This is a genomic window from Viridibacillus sp. FSL E2-0187, from assembly GCF_038006425.1.
Classification (GTDB): domain Bacteria; phylum Bacillota; class Bacilli; order Bacillales_A; family Planococcaceae; genus Viridibacillus; species Viridibacillus arvi.
On the sequence record NZ_JBBOVG010000001.1, the window covers coordinates 2463459 to 2479765 of the forward strand.

Consider the following 16307-nt stretch of genomic DNA (forward strand, 5'->3'; position numbering starts at 1 on the left):
AACTCATGAATACATATCATGAGTTAGCCAAATTTTTAGTATAAATATGTTACTTAATGAAACAAACCAACTACTACAAATCTTCTTTCTGTAATAACTTATTCGACAACCATAAGCCAAATCCACCAATGCTAATAAAGAGAATTGCACGAATAAGTAAATCTAAATACGAAAGGTCAAAGAATATTAATTTCGCTATTCCAAAAACTAATAAACTATATCCAGTATACCGGATGAATTTTTTCTGTCCTTTCGAACTAATCCATAGGGCAATACATGCAGTAATAAGAATAATAATCGTATGCCCTGTATATAGGAATCTTTCACCGAAATAATGTACTGAATGAATTTGTGATACCAATGTAATAACTGCAATCATATTTACAAGAAGTCCGATTGAAATAATTGGTCCCACGGATTTCCTTAATATTTCTTGCCATTTTCCAAAGTAATTTTTCCCTTTATAAATTGAATATAGTAAGTAACTAAATATAACTACATAAACTATTCTCAAGACAATATTTTTGGCAACTACTTGGTCAGATAATTCCTCTAATGGTAAAACATAGATCATTGAATAGCAAAAGCTAAATAGGAATACAATCGGTAAAAATCTTCCGATAAATTTCTCCTTTATAAATAGCATTGTAATAGTTGTAACAGCTAAGACAATTAACAAGAAGTATAGTAATTCACCTTCTATATGAAAATAGCCATAATCTATCTTGGCAATATAGGCGAATACATAGAAGCTAATTAATATCGGTACAATTTCTAATATTGCAAACTCTTGCATTGCTTTTTCAAAGCGCCCTAATTTAGTTTTTGGACGATTTGCAATTATAAATAAGACCAGCATATATACAATAATGAGTAATTGATTGATATTTTCGAAGCGCCAAAATGGATCGACTGAACTATCTAAAAAGACAAACAAAACAGTAAAAGTGAATATGAGCGAATTTGTTACTTTCATTAAGCTGGCACGTAAACGCAAAGCTAAAAGCAAACTGACAAATGCGGTAAATGGTAATAAGAACTCTTTCAAATTTGTTGCCAATTCTAACTGAACAACGAAATTCATCGCAGCAACTAATGCCACAGTACTGAAAACATCCAAAAGTCTTCTCTGCTTTTTCAAATAAGCGTAACTTCCAAGTCCGATGAAACCAATCATGTAAACTAATAAGAAAAAGCTATTATAATTAACTGCTAGTAGGTTAATGAAAAATAAACTAATCATACTAATACCAAATAGTAGACTCTCATATAATGTTGATATTTTTTGTTCAGCTTCATAAAATCGAATCCAACTGTACAAGAAGATTCCTAATACAATTAAAAAAGTACAACCAAATGCAATCTCTTGATAACTATTCATAAAACCAACAATTAATACTGCCATTTGCGAAAAGAGTAATCCTGTATACAGTGCAATTATTTGTTGATGCTTCCAAATAACAATTTGTAAACAAGCAAATAATAAAACAATAAAGCCTAATATGATTGTTTCACCAAATGCCATATACTCAAGTAAATATGGCAAAAGTAGCGATGTGAATGCTACAAAAACAGTCAGTACTTCACTCTTTTTCATATAACTAATAACAATTCCGTATGCAATATATAACATTGCAACGAACAGAGCAACAAGTAATGACAATACATCATACAAAATTGCTCCAGCAGCCGTCGTCAAAATACCGATGATAAATGCACCACCATAAAGCGTAATATACAGTGCTTTTTGACGTTTCTTTTTATACTCCATAAAGTATGCTAACCCAACTAAAACAAGTGAGAATACGTACGCTAATGCAATTTTAAAACCATTAGCTAGAATGCCATAATCACTGATTAACTTTAATCCCCATAAAACGCCAAATATAATCATAATCATAAAAACTTTTGGCAATGACCAAACTAGCATCTCTTCTATAGACATTTCTTTTTTAGTTTCTTGAAGTGGTGTTTTATTTACTTTCAATTTCTGCACAGGGTCCTGTTTAAGTGGCTCTTTCTTAATAGCAGGTTTTATTTCTGTATGTATGATTTCAGCTTTTTCTACTCTTTTGGTTCGTGGATTGATTTGATTTTGTAGCTGAGCCATATCACTCTTTAATATGGAAACTTCCTGCTCTAACTCAATTAGTCGTTTCTCTAAATCATTTGAATGCACCCACACTCACCTCCTACTTAATATACACGTCATTATACACATTACCTTTACACAAAACAATGACTTTAGTTAAAAAAGATGTAAAATTACACTTTTAATACAAAATGATATAACTTTATAAATCTATTCTAAGCTTAATTAAAGCCTCTTCTTAACCTATGAAAAAGCCTCCAAAGTTATATCGGAAGCTTTTCAAAATAAAATAAATATTGGATTTTGTTTTAGTCAATTTCTAATGGCTTTTCAGAAGTTAAAATTATTCTTTCATCACTATCTACTTTTATTTCTACATGATCTTCATATTGTGTGACCTTCCTCGTGTCAGGCGCGAAAATCGCTAGAATTAGTGATAATAATAAACCACCTATCATAAAGCTTCCGAATATATAAGGAGCAGCTCCGTATTTTGCACTCATTGAAGCCCATAGCATTGGTCCAAAGCCAACGATGGCAGCTGCAATTTGATAACCGACAGACAAGCCCGTATAACGTACTTTCGCTGGAAATAGCTCTGAAAATAGTGTCCCTTGAGTTGAAAAAATTGTTGCCCAAAGAATTCCTAACAGTACAACCTGCATAAAGTAGAACATCGTTACACTTTGAGGAATCATGATGAAATACGGAATCGATAGTACAAGCATGCCAACTAAGCCAACAATATAAATAGTCTTTCTACCAATAAAATCAGATAAATAACCGACAATAGGAATCGTTATTATCATAGTTGCACAACTAATCGTTAATGCCATTAATGCTGTATCTCTTGAGTAGCCTAAATAAGTTGTCGCATACACTAATATAAAGGACATTAAGAATACATTGAAAAAGCCATCACCTAGCTTTAAGCCAATAATGCGTAACACATCACGCCAGTTGTATTTGAATGTTTCAACAATCGGCACCTTCGCCAATTCTCCCTGATCCTTTTGACGTTGAAACTCTGGTGTTTCCTCAATACCACTTCGAATCCAAATTGCTAACACTATTAAAACTGCGCTGAACAAGAACGGTAATCTCCAGCCCCAAGCCATAAACTGCAACTCTGTCGTTAACGAACTGATTAATGTAAAACTAAAGGTCCCTGCAACTAACCCTAAAGGAACACCTAATTGTGGAATCGAGCCGAATAAGCCACGCACACCTTTTGGAGCAGATTCAGTCGCTAATAATACAGCTCCCCCCCATTCACCACCTAGGGCAATACCCTGTATCAAACGTAATGCAACCAATAGTACTGGTGCTAATACCCCTACCTGTGCATAAGTCGGTAATAAGCCAATTAAAAAAGAACTCCCTCCCATACCTATTAAGGTCAACATTAGAGAAGCTTTCCGACCTATTTTATCTCCCATATGTCCGAAAATAACACTACCAATCGGACGGGCTGCATAACCTGCTCCAAATGTTGCGAAGGCAATTAAAATGGAAACCGCTGGATCTCCCGTTGGAAAAAATAATGTTGAAAACACTAACCCTGTTGCTGTCCCGTAAAGATAGAAATCATACCACTCTATTACAGACCCTGCTAGACTTGCAAAAAGTATTCGTCTCTTTTTCATATAAACCCTCCCTCAATTAGTCGATTAGCTCGTACGTATTGATTGTCTTAATATATGCTTTTGAATTTTACCAACAGGTGTTCTTGGAAAAGCTGTCACAAACTCAATTTCATCTGGCACTTTAAATTTCGCTAACTTTAATTTACAAAATTCTATAAGTATATCCTCACTCACCAGTGCACCATCATTTAAAATAACAAAGGCTTTAATTGCCTCATCACGCATTTCATCTGGAATACCAATGACTGCCACTTCATATACATCGGGATGTTCCACTAGTACGCTCTCAACTTCATTTGCGGCGACATTTTCTCCTGAACGCTTAATCATATCCTTCATACGATCGATAAAGTAAAAATAACCATCCTGTGCTATTCGAGCATTATCTCCAGTCAGTAGCCAGTTATTTTGTAGCGCTTCTTTTGTTGCATCTTCATTTTTAAAATACCCCTTCATCAACGTTCTGCCGGGTACGCCCCTAACAGCAATTTGTCCAACCGTACCTTCAGGTAAATCCACACCGTTTTCATCTACAATTTTTACTTCATACCCAATACTCGGCTTACCAATACTCATATTTTTCCGTATGCCATGTATCGGATTGATCAAGGGTACTCCAATAGTCTCTGTCATACCGTACATTTGAAGTAATCGAATATCAAACTTCTGCTCAAATTCATCAAGCTGATGCTCAGCAACAGATTGAGCGAACATGATTAAACGTAAACTATTTTTTTGATCCTCTAAATCATATTGCTGCGCTAAAATCATTCTAATTGGAGCTGCAAACAGTGAGCCAACCGTAGCACCTAGCCTTTTAGCCTGCTTGAAATATCTCGATGCGCTAAATTTTTCTGTTAATGCCACACTTGCCCCGACAATTAGAGCCGACATTGTCGAATAATACTGAGCGTTACCGTGGAAAAGTGGTAACACAACGAACTGACGATCCTCTGGACGCAAGGAAATTGATTGCGCTATCATCTCTCCTGCAAAAATATAATTAGCGTGCGTCACTTGAACGCCTTTTGGCTTTGAAGTCGTACCCGATGTATATAGCATTCCAGCTATATCATCAGAAGAGATTTCAATTTCCCGTTCCATTTTTTCAGAAGCCTGTTCCATTAATGCAGTAGCATTAAGAGCATGCTCATGATTTCCTTCAAATCGGGTTAACAATATGTTTTGTAATAAAGGTAACTTGTTTCTGACCGCTTCAAACTTTTGTATATATTCCATTTCAGTCATGAGAAGTACTGATTCAGAATGGCTCAGTATGTATTCCATTTCATCACTTGTGGATAGAATATTTGTTGGTACCATAATGGCACCAATCCCTCCGATTGCAAACCATGCAACCATAAAATCAATACTATTTGGCAAATGTAGTGTAATATGATCCCCTTTTTGAATACCTAAATCTAGCAATACATTTTCGAGTTTCGTCACCCTTTTCTGAAAATCCATGTAACTAAGCTCTTCTTGCTCTCCACAAGCATTTTCAAATAATAAAAAGGTCTTTTCGGGATACATCTGTGTTCTTTCTTCTAGTAAACTTCTTAATGTGATATGACCCATAATATCCAAATTATTTCCCTCCCTTTAAATACTTTAAAGCGCTTTCATTCGTAAGTTGGAATTTCAAAGACTACGGTCACTGACTATTGTTTTTATATTAATTACATATATTTGTAATGTCAACAATTTTCTGAATTTTCTAATTAAACTTTATTTTTATTTTTGAATAGGGTAAATTGAGGTTATATACTTTCATTTCAGACAAAGAAGGGAGAAAACTATGAACCAACTGACACAAAGGCAACATCAAGCACTTAAAACTAAGAAAAAAATTTTAAAATCAGCACTAGAGTTATTTAGCAAAAACGGTTTCAACAACGTAACAATCGATGAAATTGCTAAAAATAGTGGCACATCCAAAGGTGCGTTTTATGTTCATTTCGATTCTAAATACGGTGTTTTTTTGGAGAAATTTAAAGAAATTGATCAATTTTATGAGAATTTTACGAAGTCACTTCCATCAAACATTTCTTTTAACGAAAAAATTCTAAGGCTTTTCGAGGGTCAAATGATTTACTTACAAGAATCACTTGGTAAAGATTTAATGCGTACAGTTTATATGAGTGGACTTATTGAAAACGAACACAACTTTTTTGTAAATATGGAACGTACACTTTACAAAATTATTGAGGGTTACATAAAAGAAGGAATTGAGCAAAATGAGCTCTCTAACAATCTCCAAATTAGAAGGACATCCTTACTAATTAGTAGATGTATGCGTGGTACACTATACGACTGGCTGCTATTCGGAGAAGATTACGACCTTGTTCAAGAGAGTGATCAATTTATTCGGATTTTCTTAAATGGATTAAAAAAGTAAATAGAATAGACAAGGATAATGGGATCTAGTCATGGATTTTTTTACCAACATCACTGTCTGTAACTACTATTCTCTATTGTTCATTACATAGGTAGCTATCACTCTCAAAATTAAACAACAAAAAAGAGATACCCTACAAGTCAATTAGACTATTAGGATAACTCTTAATTATGTATGGGTCAGGACGGAATCGAACCGCCGACACTTAGAGCTTCAATCTAATGCTCTACCAACTGAGCTACTGACCCGATTGGTTGCGGGGACAGGATTTGAACCTGTGACCTTCGGGTTATGAGCCCGACGAGCTACCGAACTGCTCCACCCCGCGATAATATTATTGAAAGCCCTATTTAAAAAATGGAGGAGGAAGAGGGATTCGAACCCCCGCGCGGTATGACCCGCCTGTCGGTTTTCAAGACCGATCCCTTCAGCCAGACTTGGGTATTCCTCCGTACTTTGGAGCGGAAGACGAGGTTCGAACTCGCGACCCCCACCTTGGCAAGGTGGTGTTCTACCACTGAACTACTTCCGCATTTGTTATGTGCTCTTTAGTACATAAATTAATTTAACACATATTACATTTATCCGTCAACACATAAATAATATGTTAGAATATTTAATTTTTAAGGTATACTAAAATAACAAATATACAGCGTTTCCATTTGTGCTACTACAAACCTATTATCATCTAGATTATCGTCATGTTTACTATAGTTCTAGATGGTTTTCTTTTATTCTAAATCTCTATTTTATTCTTCTCGACTATACTTTTTAGTATGATCTTAAGACATCTACTCATAACTGCATTATTGTTGTATAGCAAAACCTCTAAATGTACCTATATCAATTTCTGAATAAATTACTTTGCATGCGTCATTTAATGCATTAAATTTCAACTTATCACTACATAGCTTTCATTTATTTTACCCACAAAAAAACGTCTCATACATCAATTTTCTGATGACGAGACGTATCTTTTATTATGCTATTACTTAAGGACATAAGCGATTTGCAAGTTCCTCAAAATACTTTACGTCATAAATTAGCGCTTCTTCATCGATTTTAAATTTAGGGTGAAGCAGGAGCCAGTTCAGAATAGGCGGCAAAATCCCCAGTACTAATTAATGTATCTAATTGGATTCTTTAACTTTTTATCTTATTGCTTGAACTGACATATTGTAATAATTTGTATAATAATTCTGGCATTTCTTCAAAAGCACTTTTCACATGTAGACGCTCTGAAATTTGATGTGCATCTTTTCCAAAAGGTCCTACATTTAATACGGGTGCAGTGAATTGTTCCATTTCTTTAAATGGTATTGAATATGTTTGTCCCCAAACTGGTGTATTTTTTTCATACGTTTTCCAATCTTTATCCGCTGTAAATTGACAATAACTCAAGTCACAAATTCCATTGAAATAATGAATATGTTCTAATGGAATATCATATTTCTTGGCTTCTCCTAGCAATAATGAAATTGCACCATTAATCAACGGATTTTCAGAAGAATTCGCCGGCGGATAATATGGTGGTGCAAACAGCAATACAACTGCTGGTGCAAGTTCTTGGCAGTGAATCATTAATTGATCTGCAATGCGCAATGATTTCTCACGATCATCCCACTCTTCTTGCCCAATTACTTCCTCGATTATTGAAGTCACTTTTGCTTCACCCAGCTTTTCAAGTGCATGGCTTTGCAACTCTTCAAATTTGATAACACGAATGTTACCTACACCGGCAATACCTTGTTTTTGACAAAGTTCATCATATCGCTTCTGGCAATTAGCCATCGCTTCATTTGCAACAGATTCAAAGATCGACATGATTTCACCCGCACTACGTTTCAATAAGAAAACGTTATACATAGCTACAGCACGATAAGGTGTTTGCGTTGAATACTGCGTTTTTAAATCTTTTAGCTGCAACGAAACTGGGAGTGGTGTTTTTTCACCGTAATCTTCTTCACAGAATCGTTCATTCCATTCCATTTCCTGTGTTAAGAAAGAACTCATATAAGGGGCTGTAATACCTTTTAATGGTTCTCCAACATGTGTCTCTTTGCCATAGAAAAGGGCTGATGGCATGATTTTGCCAATCGTTCCAGAATAAATATATTCCTTTAAATCTGCTGGTCCTTGTGAAAATGATGGCTCGCTATTTAAAAATAAGACTATTTCTAAATTCTCTTTTTCTTGTAAATGTGTAATATGTTTTACCGCTTGTCGCATACCAGCAGAGTTTACTTCCTCATCTGGTACTGTTATTAACAATAAATTCAATTTCCATTTTTCTTCAATTGCACGCTCCATCAATTGCATATGAAGTGCCAGTCCCATCTTCATATCCATTACGCCTCGACCAAATAAATAATCACCTGATTGTAAATCCTTCTGTGCTGATTTAGGTAATAAATTTGGATTTGCTAAAAAGGCTTTTGTTAGCTCTTCAGGCATTGTTGCAAGTGGCATTAATGAACCGTACTCTTCGATTTGTACCGTATCGAAATGGCTGATTAAAACTACCGTTTCTTGTACATCAGGATGCTTATATAAAGCAGATACAACTTGGCGGCCTTTATCAACATCACATAATTCAATATTCTGTGGATGCTGTTCAAAATAAGGTAGCTGCTGTAATTTAGCTTGTAACTTCCTTGAAAATTGCTGTTCTCCGGTAGTCAATGTCTGACTTTCCCAACTAACTAGTTCACATATTAATTCTCGTAACTGCTTGGATGTACCCCACATCATATCTCGCTCCCTTTTTCAACAATCACTTTTTGATCTTCAGGTGCAAAGGACTTCCCTTTTAGCCTTACTTGATAAAAGATTAAACAAGCTATGAAAAACCCTACCCCATAAGCTAAACCAACTCTTTGAGTGGAATCCCATGCAAGAAACCCTAAAATCAACGCGCAAAATGCGATACAAAAAAGAGGAATAAATGGATAGTACTTTACTCGATAACCTAAATCCTTCAGTTGCCCACCGTTTTTTAAATAATGCTTTCTAAACATTAACTGCGATAATGCGATACCCATCCATGAAATCGTAACTGAAATTCCAGCAATAGACATAAGCAATACAAATACTGTATCTGCTTCCATAACACTCGTTAAAAGTGATAACAATGAAAATACCATTGTAAATACAAGAGCGTTAAAAGGAATTTTATTTTTATTGACTTTTCCGAAAATTCTTGGTGCCATTCCTTCATTTGACATCGCCCAAAGTAATCGAGTTGATGCATAAAGACATGAATTTCCAACAGATAATATAGCTGTTAAGATAATGAAGTTCATAATATCTGCTGCAAATGGAATCCCTACTAAATCTAATAACGTTACAAATGGGCTCTCTAATAAACCAAGTTCACTAGATGGGAAAATAGCAGATAGTACAATAATTGAAGCAATATAGAAAAGAATAATACGAACTAAAATCGTACGAATAGCTCTCGGAATATTCTTTTGAGGGTTTTCTGTTTCCCCTGCTGCAATCCCGACTAATTCAGAACCTTGATATGAGAATATTACGTTCATCATCGTGACAAAAATAATCGCAATCCCAGCTGGAAATAACTGTGTTGGCGCTAAATTTGTTAAATGCGGAGCTGGACGATCTGCAATAGGAACCCAGCCGACAATGACAGCAATACCAATAATAATAAAGATCACAACTGCCACTACTTTAATACCAGAGAACCAAAATTCTGTTTCAGCAAATCCTCTTGTAGACAAGGCATTCAAAGAAAACAGCAGTAACATAAAGAGTGCACACCAAATCCAAACTGCTACATCTGGAAACCAATGTTGCATCAATATTCCTGCAGCTGTAAATTCAACACCTGCGGTTGCAGCTGAACCTACAAAGTACATCCAGCCAAGAGAAAAACCTGCAGATGGGTGTATATATTTTGTTGCATACGTTTGGAATGAGCCTGTTACAGGCATATGCACGGCAAGCTCTCCCAAACAAGTCATCACCATATACAAGATAAATCCACCAATTAAGTAACCAATAATGGCACCTCCAGCACCTGCTTGATTAATCGTATAACCAACGTTTAAAAACAAGCCTGTACCAATCACTCCCCCAAGTGAAAGCATCAATAAGTGACGGCTTTTCATGGATCTCTTTAATTGGTTTGAATCATTCACCCCTTGTTGATCTTTCATACCCATCCCACCCCATGTATGTTTTTAAAAGCGAAGTGACAAGCAGCTTAAGCCACCATCTTGTTTTTGGAACTCACTCATCGATAATTCAATAACGCTATATCCAGCTTGTTCAATTTTTTGTTTTGTCGCTGGATAACCCGCAGGAATTATGACAAAATCATTAACAAGAATACAGTTCGCTGAATATTCATCTTCTTTCGGAATAACGATTTTGTCGTATGAAGCAAATAATTCGTCCTCAACAAATTCGCCAGCTAAAACCATTTTTTTGTCACCTAAATAAGCAATTCCTGTTTTCAAATGGAAGAATTCTTTAAGTTGTACAATATGAGCCACGTAATCTTCTTTTTCTAATATAGATTTTAATTGTTCAGCACCTTGTTGATTTGTACGCTCTGAAATACCAATGTAAAAAGTATTATCTGCTTGCAATACATCGCCACCATCTAATGTGCCTGGACTTTCGATGTAATAGATTTTTTCAAATAAACCTTTTAATACTTGTTCCATTTCGACAATTTCACCATTACGACTAGCTGCTCCCGGGTTTGATACAACTGCAAAATCTTTTGTTAAGACAGCAGTATCCTCTACAAAAGTAGAATCTGGGAATGCTTCATCTGCTTCTAAATAAGTAACTTCTACTCCACAAGTTTTTAACGCTTCAACATAAGCTTCATGTTGTACTAATAACTCTTCGTAATTTGGTGTACCTAAATCAGAAGTTGTTAATCCCTCTACATAACTTTTACCTGGTTTTTTTACAATAACATTTGAAAACATTTATATATCCCCCTTAGTTTCTTTCGACTGGGCAAGTTAAACACGTTGGCCCGCCTGTCCCTTTTACTGTGATTTCATCGCCTTTATACGTATAAACTGTTGCGCCTGCTTCTTTCAATAGTTGTTCTGTAACCGGATTGCCAGCTGGTAATACACATACTCTTGGTGCTAGTGCTAAAACATTACAACCAAGTGAATCATATTCATCATTTGGTACCTCAAGAAGAGTAAAGCCTTGTTCTAATAGCCATTGTCGCAAGAAGACTGGCATTAATCTTGAATGTACAACCGCTAAATCGTTGTCCACAATGCTGATGAAAGACATTAAATGTAAGCAAGCCTCTTCACCTAAATCATGTGGTAAAGGAACAATCATCACTTCATCTACAAAAGGCTTGAAGATTTCTGTAAGTTGACGAATCGCTTCATCATTCGTACGGTAGCCTCTCCCTATCGCTACTGTCCGCTCATTTAACCAAACGATATCTCCACCATCTGAAATAGCCTCCCCTTTTAAGCTACCGATGATTGGTATATTCTTTTCTGTCAAAAACTCATTAAACACATCTGCTTCAGGTTGTCGCAATTCTTTTCCTGAACGTAAGATGATAGCTCCGTGCGGTGTGAATTTCACTGGATCATGTGCATATAAAGAATCCAAACCGACAGTTTCGTTTTGTGGCAAGAAATCTATCGTTTCAACATGCTTTTTTAGAATATCTAGAAACGATTCGTACTCATTTATAGCTTCATTAAAATTCGGCTCACTAAGATAAAAATATTTCTCCCAATTCCCTTGAAGATGCTGTTGGTTGATAAACGCAGCTTCGGGACTTTTCACAATGACTCGTTTCAAAGGTGCATACATTGAATCACAAAACATACTTACCCTCCTTCTTTCCGTTGAACGGAAAATTTTTCCGTTAAAAGGAAACTATATATTTAGAATATATGAAAAATATAGTATAATGTCAATATATTTTAATAAATCTGAAAATATAACTTGAGGTGAATTTAATGCAAACGATTGATCGGATAATGCAAGTAATTAGCATAGTATCCAATGTAAAAGAAGATGGCATTTCTATTACCGAATTGACACAACAAACAAAATTACCACTGGCAACTCTGCACCGTATGCTCTCTTCATTAATTGAACATAGACTAATAGTTCAAGATAACGAAACAAAAAAATATCAACTAGGTAATGTTTGGTTAGAATTTGGACTTCAACTCTATGATCGCTTCGATTATGTAGCGACCATTCGTCCTGAATTAGATCGATTGGCCAATATCGTCAATGAAAGCGTTTATTTAAGTAAACCAATTGGAACTGAAGCAATGGTGATTGAAAGGATTGATGCGCCTAATAATCGAATACGAATTGTCGATCAATTGGGTATGAGAATACCGATGCATATTGGAGCCGCTAACAAATCTATGCTTGCCTGTATGTCAAAATCACAAATACATGACTGTGTAAAGAAAACACTAACACAAAAAGAAATGGAAGAATTGTTTGAAAAATTATTAGTAATTCAGGCTAATGGTTATGCAATCAGCTATGAGGAGAAAACAGAAGGTACAGCTTCCATAGCAGCACCAATCCGCCAAAGAAATGGTGAAGTACTAGGCGCAGTAAGTATAGGCGTTCTACAATTTACACTAACTGAGGAACGTATTGAATTTTTAAAACAGGAATTGTTGCAAACTACAACGAGAATTTCGCAACAACTTGGTTTTTTATAAGAATTAAATTTAAGAAATAAACCTTATGCTCCCCTTTTCTTACACAATTGTGTTAACAGAAGACATTTCGTTTAAGTTTTTTAAAGTCTCTCAAATTCATATTGTTTAAAAATAACCAAATAGATGCTGAGACAAAACAACTAACCTCAAAAATGAAAAGCCTCGAAAATTTTACGATTAGTAAAATCATCGAGGCTTTGTTTTTTAGTCTACTTCGTAGCCGTTGTTCTCCGCTACGGCGGACGCTTTCCGCGGGCACGGCTCCAGCCTTCGCTTCGAACAACTAATGAAACACAACTATTTCAATTAAATCTATAAACGTGAAGACTGTACGGGTTGTCCATTGCATGAGTTATGTACATAAGCGAGAGAAGGTACAAATCGTAAGCCCATGTTTAATGAAAAGTGGGAGCAACAAAAAGATTATATAAGAGCAAAGCTTTCAGAAGAAAAAACAGTAATTTTCTGTTCGTGGAAAATCGAAAGTTGAAAACGATATTGGTCTCTCATTAATGGCCGTAAACTTAAGAAAATATGCGGTACGAGGATAATTCCCCATCACATATTGTCAAAATCAAACACAAAAATCGAGATTGCAACATGCAGTCTCGATATTTTACGTGAACTGAAACTATTTATGTCCCAGCCTCTTTTAATAACGCTGTTCTAGTTTTTTTAATTTGATATCATAAATGAAATTTCCAAATGGTATAAATGCTACAACAAATGCTAGTAATGACCAAATTACATTCCAGCGAACACGAATTGTTACGTATAAAATAACTAAAACGTAAGCGACGAAAATGAAACCATGCGCTGCGCCAGCAATGCGAACAGCCATTGGAATATCTAACATATACTTCATAGGCATCGCGATTAATAATAATATCAATAGCGAAATGCCGTCAAAATAGCCAGCTAATCTCAGCTGACCAACAGGATTTTTAAGCATAATTTCTCTCCTACAAACAATTTACTAAGATAATATCCGAAGTTACTACTAGCTTATCGAATTTTATGGTACCGTACAATATTGTTTATTTAAAAAGAAAGAATGTTGTGTCTGATTATTGACGAAAGAGTTTAGATTAGTTTACAGACGAAAATGCAAGTGACTTCAAAAAAATTTGAATCGTTATATTATACCTTACACTATTGTGAGATTTTCTTAAAAACAACCTACTATGTACTGATGTCATTATTCTACTTGGAGAAATATATCTCCCCACTTATTAAAACAAATACTCTGGATGTCACTTAAAATTTAACCAAATTGGAAGCAATCACTTGTAACTTATTCATCCTCTACTTCTATTAGATAGATCCCCCCTGAGAATCCACCTCGTTTTTCTTTTTTCGATAAACGAATCTGTTCCAGCTCCTCGTAAGAGACCCCATAAACAGCTAGGGAAGCATGAACTAACTCTAATATATCTGCAAGCTCCTCAATAGCGTCTTTTTGTTCTTCTGCTTCTTTAAATTCAAGCCCTTCTTCTAGCATTTTTAATTTTAATTCTGTTAAATATTCATTTGGTGCTAGAACACTAGTTGTACATTCTTTTCCAGACTCCTCAATTATTTGAGGGATCAAATCTCGTACTAGTTTGTTGTATGTGGGCATTTTCGATTGATCCTCCTACTTTTAGAATGGTACTTTATCCATACTGATCATTTAAATTATAAAACAATTCCTCTTTTCCATATAAGAGCTGCCTTTGTTTTGGTGTCTTTGTTTTGCTTTATTTCCTAAAGCCTTGCAGTACTTATTATATCGATCAATCTTATTATCCATATTAACTAATTGACAGCCAATTGACAGATGTTCTGGCCACGCAAAAAAAATATAGCTATTTTTACCTAGTGAATTATCACATACCTATTCATAAATTCCACTCTTCTTTAAGACACAAGTTGCCTCCCCTACTTTCATCGTCCTCTATTCGAACACTATACATAAAGCTTTCTGTCCCAGTATTAAATAAGTATACCTTTATTGGTGAACTACAAAAAACACCGCCAATATCTTATTGGTGGTGTCTTAAGTTATTATTCGTATTTCTTCGTAGGATAAAATAGAGGACAATAAAGAAGAAAGAGAATCCTATTTCCACGATAACAATAACAGCTGTATTGATTTCTTGCCATACGCCAGTTAGATTTAAAAAAGCCGGAATGGTTGCGGTCACCCATGATTGAATAATGGCAATCCAACCGGTATATGTTTCGATGTCTTTTCCTCTTGCCAGAAGTAGATAAAATAATGTCCATAGGAAGGACCACATAAGCCAGATGATCGTGAAAGGGATGTCATGAAAGTGAAAGTAGTTAATCCAAGCAAACCCTATTGCTAGAATAGCAACCCATAGTGAATAATAGCCAATCCCGCTGTTACAAGTATTGGTTAAATTAGAAATACCAACATACAAATAATTGAATCCAAATAAAAAGAGACCAGATGCTGAAAGAATCGTCGAAATGTCTCCATTTGCAGTTACAATCAAGTAACTCGGTGTAAATACTTGAAGAACACCTACAAATAAATTAAAGATACCCGCGCTTTTTCCATCAATTTTTCCTAGTAACATATATCCATTTAGAAATAAGACAGATCCTACGTACAATAATCCAACGTTACTCATAATAAAAATCTCCTTTACCGTAATGTACAAGTTGAAGGTTTGTTGTCATTACGTTCTATCTCCTTTTTTCTTTGAATTTTATAGATATTTACAAGTAAGGATGAAAGGTTTCATGCACACTACCACTCCATAGGTTTGAATTTTTTCTACGATTTTAGAATACACTTCAAACCTAAAGAAACAGTAGAAAAAACCCTTGATAATCCTTAGGTTTTTTAAGTTCATAGTGATAAGTTTTTTTCACTTATGCTTCTCACTTTCAATTCCTGTGGAACTGCATTTACTTTTAAAGTTTACATATATAAGTTCAGTTTGTACTTATTAAACTAAACTACTCCGTTAGCCATCCATGTTGCGTAAAATTAACACTACACCACATAAATGAAAGATAATTACGTTCTTTCATGTGAGTTGAACAAAAACAATCCTTGAGAAAATAGTCAAAAAAAAAACAGAGCTTGATCTACAGTACATGTAGTATCCACCCTGTTTTTCAACTAATATGCCCGTTATTTATATATCTTTTTTTCTTCTATGTCAATATAGTACTTCTAGCAATAACTCTTCAAAACTGCTCTTTGTTTTCAACACGGCCGTATCGACCGTTGTATAATAAACAAGCAACTAACTAATCAACTTCTTCAGGTTGAGCTACTGACTTTATATAGTCTGATTACATACAAGGTGCCAACTTAAAGAAACAGTAGGAAAAATCCTGAAGATTATTAAAGTACATAGAGATAAGTTTTATTTTTCACTTTTACTTTTCACTTTCTCAATTCATATTGAACCACATATATTGCTAAAGTGCCTTTACTT

The 16307-nt window shown here is 35.0% G+C and carries 12 protein-coding genes, 4 tRNA genes and 1 pseudogene; 3 read left to right on the forward strand and 14 right to left on the reverse strand.

Going from position 1 to position 16307, the window contains the following annotated elements; genetic code table 11:
* Positions 1–73: 73 nt before the first annotated feature.
* The 3 genes from MHH85_RS12085 to MHH85_RS12095 all read right to left on the reverse strand — a co-directional run bounded on the left by MHH85_RS12085 (position 74) and on the right by MHH85_RS12095 (position 5316).
* Positions 74–2179 carry a DUF2339 domain-containing protein gene (locus tag MHH85_RS12085; RefSeq protein ID WP_340707269.1) on the reverse strand — a complete coding sequence of 702 codons (2106 nt, stop codon included), beginning with the start codon at positions 2177–2179 and terminating at the stop codon, positions 74–76.
* Positions 2180–2400: 221 nt separating this feature from the next.
* Positions 2401–3738, reverse strand: coding sequence for an MFS transporter (locus MHH85_RS12090; RefSeq protein ID WP_340707270.1), 1338 nt, complete (start codon positions 3736–3738; stop codon positions 2401–2403).
* A gap of 24 nt (positions 3739–3762) precedes the next feature.
* The gene (locus MHH85_RS12095) at positions 3763–5316 is read right to left on the reverse strand and encodes an AMP-binding protein (protein WP_340708165.1); all 1554 of its coding nucleotides are present in this window, start codon (positions 5314–5316) and stop codon (positions 3763–3765) included.
* A 220-nt stretch (positions 5317–5536) separates the two neighbouring features.
* Between MHH85_RS12095 and MHH85_RS12100 the strand changes: the two genes are divergently transcribed.
* The gene (locus MHH85_RS12100; protein WP_193739201.1) at positions 5537–6136 is read left to right on the forward strand and encodes a TetR/AcrR family transcriptional regulator; all 600 of its coding nucleotides are present in this window, start codon (positions 5537–5539) and stop codon (positions 6134–6136) included.
* 175 nt (positions 6137–6311) lie between these two features.
* Here the strand turns inward: MHH85_RS12100 and MHH85_RS12105 are convergent.
* The 8 genes from MHH85_RS12105 to MHH85_RS12140 form a co-directional block, all read right to left on the reverse strand.
* Positions 6312–6384 (reverse strand) — tRNA-Phe (locus tag MHH85_RS12105).
* A gap of 3 nt (positions 6385–6387) precedes the next feature.
* A tRNA-Met gene (locus MHH85_RS12110) sits at positions 6388–6464 on the reverse strand.
* 30 nt (positions 6465–6494) lie between these two features.
* Positions 6495–6587, reverse strand: a tRNA-Ser gene (locus MHH85_RS12115).
* Positions 6588–6593: 6 nt separating this feature from the next.
* Positions 6594–6668 (reverse strand) — tRNA-Gly (locus tag MHH85_RS12120).
* Positions 6669–7279: 611 nt separating this feature from the next.
* Positions 7280–8887, reverse strand: coding sequence for a M20/M25/M40 family metallo-hydrolase (locus MHH85_RS12125; RefSeq protein ID WP_340707271.1), 1608 nt, complete (start codon positions 8885–8887; stop codon positions 7280–7282).
* On the reverse strand, positions 8884–10314 hold the full coding sequence (locus tag MHH85_RS12130; RefSeq protein ID WP_193739199.1) for an amino acid permease: 1431 nt from the start codon (positions 10312–10314) through the stop codon (positions 8884–8886). Before MHH85_RS12130 ends, MHH85_RS12125 begins: the two co-directional genes overlap by 4 nt.
* 24 nt (positions 10315–10338) lie before the next feature.
* A complete protein-coding gene (locus tag MHH85_RS12135) occupies positions 10339–11100 on the reverse strand; it encodes a dimethylarginine dimethylaminohydrolase family protein (RefSeq protein ID WP_340707272.1) in 762 nt (253 codons plus the stop codon).
* A gap of 13 nt (positions 11101–11113) precedes the next feature.
* Complete coding sequence (locus tag MHH85_RS12140) at positions 11114–11983, reverse strand: dimethylarginine dimethylaminohydrolase family protein (protein WP_340707273.1); 870 nt, start codon at positions 11981–11983, stop codon at positions 11114–11116.
* A 134-nt stretch (positions 11984–12117) separates the two neighbouring features.
* On the opposite strand from MHH85_RS12140, the gene MHH85_RS12145 reads away from it, so the two are divergent.
* Positions 12118–12849, forward strand: a complete 732-nt coding sequence (locus MHH85_RS12145) for an IclR family transcriptional regulator (RefSeq protein ID WP_340707274.1) — start codon at positions 12118–12120, stop codon at positions 12847–12849.
* A gap of 310 nt (positions 12850–13159) precedes the next feature.
* Positions 13160–13400 (forward strand): annotated as a pseudogene (locus MHH85_RS12150) (transposase); the annotation flags it as partial.
* 101 nt (positions 13401–13501) lie between these two features.
* Here the strand turns inward: MHH85_RS12150 and MHH85_RS12155 are convergent.
* From MHH85_RS12155 to MHH85_RS12165, 3 genes are all read right to left on the reverse strand, one after another.
* Positions 13502–13801 (reverse strand): DUF3817 domain-containing protein, encoded by a 300-nt coding sequence (locus MHH85_RS12155; RefSeq protein WP_193739196.1) that lies wholly within the window; start codon positions 13799–13801, stop codon positions 13502–13504.
* Positions 13802–14143: 342 nt separating this feature from the next.
* The gene (locus MHH85_RS12160) at positions 14144–14470 is read right to left on the reverse strand and encodes a nucleoside triphosphate pyrophosphohydrolase (protein ID WP_340707275.1); all 327 of its coding nucleotides are present in this window, start codon (positions 14468–14470) and stop codon (positions 14144–14146) included.
* Positions 14471–14873: 403 nt separating this feature from the next.
* Positions 14874–15488, reverse strand: a complete 615-nt coding sequence (locus MHH85_RS12165) for an AmiS/UreI family transporter (protein WP_340707276.1) — start codon at positions 15486–15488, stop codon at positions 14874–14876.
* Positions 15489–16307 lie beyond the last annotated feature (819 nt).

Excerpts from the sequence above, each read along its gene's own strand:
- MHH85_RS12090 (WP_340707270.1), bottom strand. The coding sequence starts at position 3,738 with ATGAAAAAGAGACGAATACTTTTTGCAAGTCTAGCAGGGTCTGTAATA.
- MHH85_RS12095 (WP_340708165.1), bottom strand. The coding sequence starts at position 5,316 with ATGGGTCATATCACATTAAGAAGTTTACTAGAAGAAAGAACACAGATG.
- MHH85_RS12100 (WP_193739201.1), top strand. The coding sequence starts at position 5,537 with ATGAACCAACTGACACAAAGGCAACATCAAGCACTTAAAACTAAGAAA.
- MHH85_RS12125 (WP_340707271.1), bottom strand. The coding sequence starts at position 8,887 with ATGATGTGGGGTACATCCAAGCAGTTACGAGAATTAATATGTGAACTA.
- MHH85_RS12130 (WP_193739199.1), bottom strand. The coding sequence starts at position 10,314 with ATGAAAGATCAACAAGGGGTGAATGATTCAAACCAATTAAAGAGATCC.
- MHH85_RS12135 (WP_340707272.1), bottom strand. The coding sequence starts at position 11,100 with ATGTTTTCAAATGTTATTGTAAAAAAACCAGGTAAAAGTTATGTAGAG.
- MHH85_RS12140 (WP_340707273.1), bottom strand. The coding sequence starts at position 11,983 with ATGTTTTGTGATTCAATGTATGCACCTTTGAAACGAGTCATTGTGAAA.
- MHH85_RS12145 (WP_340707274.1), top strand. The coding sequence starts at position 12,118 with ATGCAAACGATTGATCGGATAATGCAAGTAATTAGCATAGTATCCAAT.
- MHH85_RS12155 (WP_193739196.1), bottom strand. The coding sequence starts at position 13,801 with ATGCTTAAAAATCCTGTTGGTCAGCTGAGATTAGCTGGCTATTTTGAC.
- MHH85_RS12160 (WP_340707275.1), bottom strand. The coding sequence starts at position 14,470 with ATGCCCACATACAACAAACTAGTACGAGATTTGATCCCTCAAATAATT.
- MHH85_RS12165 (WP_340707276.1), bottom strand. The coding sequence starts at position 15,488 with ATGAGTAACGTTGGATTATTGTACGTAGGATCTGTCTTATTTCTAAAT.